The sequence below is a fragment of the Micromonospora sp. NPDC005220 genome (assembly GCF_040607895.1).
Classification (GTDB): Bacteria; Actinomycetota; Actinomycetes; order Mycobacteriales; family Micromonosporaceae; genus Micromonospora.
In genome coordinates, this window is record NZ_JBEXHP010000188.1 from 1 (window position 1) to 6,553 (window position 6,553).

A 6,553-nucleotide genomic window follows, 5' to 3' on the forward strand; every position below is an offset into this window, starting at 1 on the left:
CTCCCCGGTGTTCCGCTCCTCACCTGCGCCCCGGGCCGTCTGTGGGGGGGGGGGGCATTTCCTGGACGGCCCGCGGGGTCTACTGTCTCGCTTGAACCCTCAACTACCTTTCCGCCGCGAGGCGGAGCCCCCGGAGGAAACCCCCGTGAACCTGGTGCTCTGGATCATCCAGATCCTGCTCGCCGTCGTCTTCGCCGGCGCCGGCCTGGCCAAGCTGACCCAACCCAAGGACAAGCTGCGCGACATGATGCGGTGGGTGGACCCGGTCCCGCCGACGCAGGTCAAGGCGCTCGGCGCGGTCGAGGTGCTGGCCGCCCTCGGGCTGGTGCTGCCCGCCCTCACCGGCATCGCCACCGTGCTCACCCCGCTCGCCGCCGTGGGGCTGGTCATCGTCATGGTCGGCGGCATCCTGGTGCACCTGCGCGACAGGAAGAAGCGCGACACGGCGGCCGAGCGTCGGACGGAGGTCCAGGGCGCGATCACCTGCACGGTGCTGCTCGTCCTCGCCGCCGTGGTGGCGTGGGGGCGGTTCGGCCCGTACTCCTTCTGAAGCCTGAGCCGCCGGCGACCGTCGTACCTCGGCGGTCGCCGGCGGCTCGCTCAGCGGTCCTCGCCCCCGCGGTCGCGACGGACCGTGGCCTTGCGGCCCTTGATCGTGCTGGAGCGCAGCCCGGAGATCACCTCGTCGGCCACCCCCTGCGGCACCTCCACCAGCGAGAACCGGTCGGCGATCTCGATCGAGCCGATGTCCCGGCCGCGGATGCCGGTCTCGCCGGTGATCGCGCCCACCAGATCCTGTGGGCGCACCCCGGCACGCCGGCCCAGGCCGACGAAGACCTGCACGGTGTTGCCACCGCTGGAACGCGGCCGGCCACCGCCACGCCGGTCACCGCCCCGGCCGCCGGCCTCCGGCCGACCCTCGCGCGGGCCGCGCACCGGCGCCTGCGGGATCTCCTCCTCGTCGTCGGAGCCCGGCGACGTCACCTCGTGCGCCAGCTTCACCGCGGCCAGGGCGACCTCCATCAGGTCGAACTCGTCGGTAAGCGTCTCCACGATGACCCGGAACGGGTCGAGGTCGTCCTCCAGCAGGCTCTCGCGCAGGGCAGCCTGGGTCAGCTCCAGCCGGCGGGTACGCATGTCGGCCACGGTGGGGATCTTGTCGATGGTGATCCGCTGGCCGGTCACCCGCTCGATGGTCTTGAGCATCCGGTGCTCACGCGGCTCGGCGAGGGTGATCGCCACGCCCTCGCGGCCGGCCCGACCCACCCGGCCGATCCGGTGCACGTACGACTCCGGGGCGGACGGCACGTCGTAGTTGACGACGTGGGTCAGCTGCTCGACGTCCAGCCCACGGGCCGCCACGTCGGTGGCGACCAGCAGGTCGGCGGTGCCCGCCCGCAGCCGGCCCATCACCCGGTCGCGCTGCTCCTGGCTCATGCCACCGTGCAGCGCCTCGGAGCGGTAGCCCCGACCGTTCATCGTCTCGGTCAGCCGGTCGACCTCTTCCCGGCTGCGGCAGAACACGATCGCCGCGGTGGGCGACTCCACGTCCAGCACCCGGCCCAGCGCGGCCGGCTTGTGCGCCCGGGTCACGATGTACGCGCTCTGCCGCACCCGGGGCGCCTCACCCGCGACCGTCGGCTCCCGGCCGATCTCGATGCGGACCGGCTCGCGCAGGTGCTGGCGGGCCATCCCGTCGATCCGGGACGGCATGGTGGCCGAGAAGAGCACCGTCTGACGCTGTGCCGGCGCGTGCTCCAGGATCGCCTCGATGTCCTCGGCGAAGCCCATGTCGAGCATCTCGTCGGCCTCGTCGAGCACGACCGTGGCCAACCCACCGAGGCGCAGGGTGCCCCGGGCGATGTGATCGAGGGCCCGCCCCGGGGTGGCCACCACCACGTCGACGCCGCTGTCCAGAGCCCGCAGCTGCCGCCCGATCGGCTGCCCACCGTAGATCGGCAGCACCCGCGCGCCCAGGTCCTTGCCGTAGCGGTGGAACGCCTCGGAGACCTGCACCGCCAGCTCCCGGGTCGGCACCAGCACCAGCGCCACCGGGTCGCCGCCCTGGCGATGGGCCGCCATGAGGTTCAGCAACGGCAGCGCGAACGCGGCCGTCTTGCCGGTGCCGGTGGCCGCCTGACCCAGCAGGTCCCGACCCTCCAGCAGCGGTGGGATAGCCTCCCGCTGGATCGGGGTCGGCTCCTCGTATCCGAGGGCGGCGAGCGCGCCCAGCAGCTCGGGGCGCAGCCCGAGCTCGGTGAAGGCGCTCACCTCGTCGGTGCCCTCGGGGGTGGCGTCAATCGGTGCGTCGTGCTGTGCAGGTGCGGAACTCATGTGCCCAAGCCTTTCATCACGCCGTCCGGGCCGTTGCGGCGACCGCCACAAGTGGGCGTTCAGACCCTCGGCAGCGGGCCGGTCGGGGTTCGCGGTTCAGGCGTCGGTGGTCAGGATGGCCAGCACCATCACCGCGGCGAGGGCCACGTCAAGCACCGCGCAAAACTCGGCGTAGCCGCGCGGCACCACCCGGCGGTCGCGGTGGTGCGCCAGGTCCCAGCCGGCGTGCGCCAACCACCCGAACGCCACCAGCCAGTCGGCGGTCCGCCCGCCGGCCAGCACCGCGACCAGCGTCAGGGCGACCCAGCCGGCCAGACCGGCGAGTTGGGTGGCGAGCACACCGCGCCCGCCCAGTGTGCGGCGGGCCATGCCGATCACCAGGTAGCCGCCGGGCAGCACCAGCATGGTCCACGGGCTGAGCACGCCCGGGTCGACCCACATGTCCGCGGTCAGAAGCAGCGCCAGCCCGGTCGGCCAGCGGTGGGCGAGCGCCACCACGACCGGGTGTCGGCGTACCGGCGGCGACGTCTCGTGTCGGTGGCGGACCGCCACCAGCACCATCGCGGGAACCATCAGCAGGTGGCCGCCGAGCAGCAGCCCGTCGGCACCGAGCAGGCCGGCCCAAAACGGCACGAGCAGCACCAGAAACGGTACGTACATCGCGGCCGCCATCTCACCGACCGCGCGCCAGTGCTGCGCCCGGAAGCGCATCCACACAGTCATCCCGACGGTCATGTTCGTGGCCATCACCAGGGCGGCGACCTCCGGCCGGGCCAGCGCGTCGCCGCCGCCCACAGCGGTGCCGGCCAGCTCCCACAACGGCCCGAGCAGCAGCATCCCGGCGACCATCGCCAGGGCCATCTCGCCCAGATGCCACAGCAGCCGCCGCCTGCTGCTGGTCGGTGCCGCGCTGGTCGGTGTCGCGCCCGAGGGCGCTGGGTCATCGGTGGGCAGGGGCGCGGGCGACGGTACGGCGGTGAGGCTGTCCGCGTACATCTGGGTCTTCTCCATGCCTCGACCCTGCCGGCGCGGCCGGCGCGGCGGCAGACGCGTTCGTCACCGGAAAACCGTGCGGGCCGCACGGTTCAACCGTGACGTTTCGCAGGGGTGGACCGGGCGCGGGACGGTCCTAGGATCGGTGCGTGGCGAGCGAGGCGGTGACCCCCCGGGCGGACCGCCGGCTGCGCCGCGCCCGGCAGGCGACGTTGGTGTCGCTGGCCACCGGCGTCTGGGCGAGCGTCCTGCTGCCGGCGGTCGGCCTGACCCGCGAGCCCGACCGGGGCCGGGTGGTGCTCGGCGCGCTCGGCATCCTCGGCTTCGTGATCGCCCAGACCCTCGTTCTGTACGCGGCCGTGACGCCGTGGCTGGACCCGCGCTGGCGACGTCGGGCCGAGCTGAGCCTGGTCGGGGTGGCGGTGCTGACCGTTCCGCTGGTGGGTCCGGTGGCGGCCGGCAGGTGGCCGACCTGGGCCTGGCTCGGTGCGGCGCTGATCGGCATGACGCCGCTGCTGGTGCGGTGGCGGGCCGCGCTGGCGGTCGCGGTCGGCGTGCTGGCGGTGGCGGTCGCGGTGGCCTGGTGGACCGGCGGTTCCGTGCCGCGCCACCTCGCCGTGACCGGTGGCATCGGCGTGGCCGTCGCCGCCGTCAACGGATTCCAGGTCTGGTTCTGGGACCTGCTCGTGGAGGCCCGGCAGGGTCAGGCCGCCCAGGCCCGGCTGGCCGCCGCCGAGGAACGGCTGCGCTTCGCCCGGGACGTGCACGACGTGCTGGGGCACCGCCTCACGGTGATCGCGTTGAAGGCCGAGCTCGCCGCCCGGCTCGCCCCGGTCGACCCGGAACGGGCCGGGCGGGAAGCCGCCGAGGTGCAGCGGTTGGCCGCCTCCGCGCTGAGCGAGGTACGGGAGACAGTGCACGGCTACCGGGCCGTCGACCTCGACGAACAACTCACCGCGGTGGTGGGGGTGCTGCGCTCCTGCGGGGTGCGGTGCACGGTCCTGCCACCACCGGCGGACCTGCCGCAGCCCGCCGCCATCGAGTTGGCGGCGGTGCTGCGCGAGGCGAGCACCAACGTGCTGCGGCACAGCCGGGCCGACTGGTGCCGGATCCGCATCGATCGGGAGGATGACGTGGCCAGGATGACGGTGGCCAACGACGGCGCCGACCACCGTGGCCCGGACGCGCACAGCCACGGCCTGCGTGGGCTGGCCGACCGGCTCGCCGCTGCCGGGGGCGAGTTGCGGGTACGCCGGGAGGACACGATCTTCACCCTCGAAGCCACAGTGCCGGCGCGGTCGTGATCCGCGTCCTGCTCGCCGACGACGAGGACCTGATCCGGGTCGCCGTGGCCGCGCTGCTCGGCCTGGAACCCGACATCGAGGTGGTGGCACACGCCGCGGATGGGTCGGCGGCCGTCACCGCGGCGCTGGCGCACCGCCCGGACGTGGCAGTGGTGGACCTGGAGATGCCCGGCCTGGACGGCATCGCGGTAGCCGCCGAGCTGACCCGGGTCCGGCCCGATTGCGCGGTGGTCGTGTTGACCGGACACGGTCGCCCCGGGCACCTGCGCCAGGCGTTGACCGCCGGCGCCCGAGGGTTTCTGCCCAAAGGCTCGCCGGGTTGGGCGCTCGCCGACGTGATCCGGCGGGTGCACTCCGGAGGCCGCTACGTCGACCCGGCGCTGGCCGCCGACGCGTTGACCCTGCCCCCGTGCCCGCTGACCCCCAGGGAACTGGAGACGCTACGGCTGGTGGAGGTCGGGGCCCCGGTCGCCGTGATCGCCCGCCGGGTGCACCTGTCCACCGGGACCGTGCGTAATCACCTCTCCGCCGCGGTGCAGAAGCTCGGCGCCGCCGACCGGGCCGAGGCCGTCCGCACCGCCCGGGACAACGGCTGGCTCTGACCACCGTCACCGGCGGCTTCCCCGATAGCGTGTCGGGGTGCGTACGGTGGAACTGGTCTGTTCGCCCGGTCTGGAGGTCGCGGTCCGGGCGGTCTGGGGCCGGCTGGCCGCCGCCGGGTTGCCCAGTCTGGCCCGCAACATTCACCCGACCAACCGGCCGCACCTCACCCTCGCCGCCGTCGACGACTTCCCGCCGGGGGTCGAGCGCCGCCTGACCGAGCTGTTCGACGCCACGCTGCCGGTGCCGGTCACGCTCGACCGGGTCGTCGTCCTCGACGGCAGCGCCCCACTGGTCTGGCTCGTCCGACCCAGCCCGGCGCTGACCGCGCTGCACGCCGCCGTCTGGGACGTTCTCGCCGGTGCCGACGGCCAGCGCCCGTGGCACGCCCCGGGAGCGTGGGTGCCGCACCTGAGCCTGGCGCTGCGGTTCCGCAACGCGGACCTGCGGTTGGCTCGCGCCGTCACCGGCGGGCAGCGCCCGACGGGCGACTTCGACGCCGCCCGCAGCTACGACGGCACGGACCGGTCGGTGACCGCGCTGACCCGGCTCCGCTGATCGTCAATGGTCGGTTGGTGAGCATGGCCAGATCGGTCCAGAGATCTCGCTTCCGAAAATGGACGACGACAGGGAGCATGGTCGCCATGGACGCTCTGGAAACTGAGTGGGTCACCGTCGCGGTCTATGCGAACACCCGCGGTTGCCCGCAGCCCATGGCCGCCGTGCGCGCTTGACTACGTGATCGCGGCATCGACTGGATGCCCTTCGAGGCCGACGCGATTTCCGTCAATTTGGCCTGTGGCGTCGGCGATGACGGTCGATGGCGTGGCTGGGTCGGTATCCGTGTCCAGGCTGCCGTACTACGGAGACTCGGCCTGCACCCTGACCAGCCGACCGCGACCGTCACCGGCCCGAGCCCGCCCGCCTGGTGGCATGCGGCCGCCGAACGCCACGCCCGCTAGGCCGGGCACCTGGTCGCCGCCCCCGGGTCGCTGTTCATCGGCGCGTCGCCTGCCTTTCTAGACTGGGGCGATGAGCGTGGGCACCGACGGTCGGGGGATGGCCGAGCTGGCGGCCCTGCTGGCCGACGGCACCCGGGCCGGGATGTGCCTGGCGCTGCTCGACGGGCGGGCGTGGACCGCCGGTGAGTTGGCCAGACGCGCCGGGGTCGCCCCGTCGACGGCCAGCGACCACCTCACCCGACTCGTCCGCGGTGGGCTGCTCGTCGAGGAACGGCAGGGCCGGCACCGCTACCTGCGGCTGGCCGGGCCGTCAGTGGCCCAGCTGATCGAGGACCTGGCCGGCCACGCCCCGGCCACGCC

General features: G+C 73.8%; 7 protein-coding genes. 5 read left to right on the forward strand and 2 right to left on the reverse strand.

Annotation, left to right across the window (positions count from 1 at the left end; all coding sequences use genetic code 11):
• Nucleotides 1-145: 145 nt before the first annotated feature.
• The gene (locus ABZU52_RS31440; RefSeq protein ID WP_354974554.1) at nucleotides 146-550 is read left to right on the forward strand and encodes a DoxX family protein; all 405 of its coding nucleotides are present in this window, start codon (nucleotides 146-148) and stop codon (nucleotides 548-550) included.
• A gap of 50 nt (nucleotides 551-600) precedes the next feature.
• On the opposite strand, the gene ABZU52_RS31445 is transcribed toward ABZU52_RS31440, so the two are convergent.
• Both ABZU52_RS31445 and ABZU52_RS31450 read right to left on the reverse strand, forming a co-directional pair.
• Nucleotides 601-2,334: a DEAD/DEAH box helicase gene (locus ABZU52_RS31445; protein WP_354974555.1), complete on the reverse strand. Its 1,734-nt coding sequence runs from the start codon at nucleotides 2,332-2,334 to the stop codon at nucleotides 601-603.
• A gap of 96 nt (nucleotides 2,335-2,430) precedes the next feature.
• Nucleotides 2,431-3,345 (reverse strand): hypothetical protein, encoded by a 915-nt coding sequence (locus ABZU52_RS31450; protein ID WP_354974556.1) that lies wholly within the window; start codon nucleotides 3,343-3,345, stop codon nucleotides 2,431-2,433.
• Nucleotides 3,346-3,476: 131 nt separating this feature from the next.
• On the opposite strand from ABZU52_RS31450, the gene ABZU52_RS31455 reads away from it, so the two are divergent.
• The 4 genes from ABZU52_RS31455 to ABZU52_RS31470 form a co-directional block, all read left to right on the forward strand.
• On the forward strand, nucleotides 3,477-4,631 hold the full coding sequence (locus tag ABZU52_RS31455; RefSeq protein ID WP_354974557.1) for a histidine kinase: 1,155 nt from the start codon (nucleotides 3,477-3,479) through the stop codon (nucleotides 4,629-4,631).
• Nucleotides 4,628-5,233 (forward strand): response regulator transcription factor, encoded by a 606-nt coding sequence (locus ABZU52_RS31460; RefSeq protein ID WP_354974558.1) that lies wholly within the window; start codon nucleotides 4,628-4,630, stop codon nucleotides 5,231-5,233. Before ABZU52_RS31455 ends, ABZU52_RS31460 begins: the two co-directional genes overlap by 4 nt.
• A gap of 37 nt (nucleotides 5,234-5,270) precedes the next feature.
• Complete coding sequence (locus tag ABZU52_RS31465) at nucleotides 5,271-5,789, forward strand: 2'-5' RNA ligase family protein (RefSeq protein ID WP_354974559.1); 519 nt, start codon at nucleotides 5,271-5,273, stop codon at nucleotides 5,787-5,789.
• A gap of 474 nt (nucleotides 5,790-6,263) precedes the next feature.
• The coding region (locus ABZU52_RS31470; RefSeq protein WP_354974560.1) for a winged helix-turn-helix domain-containing protein at nucleotides 6,264-6,553 on the forward strand (290 nt) is incomplete at its 3' end.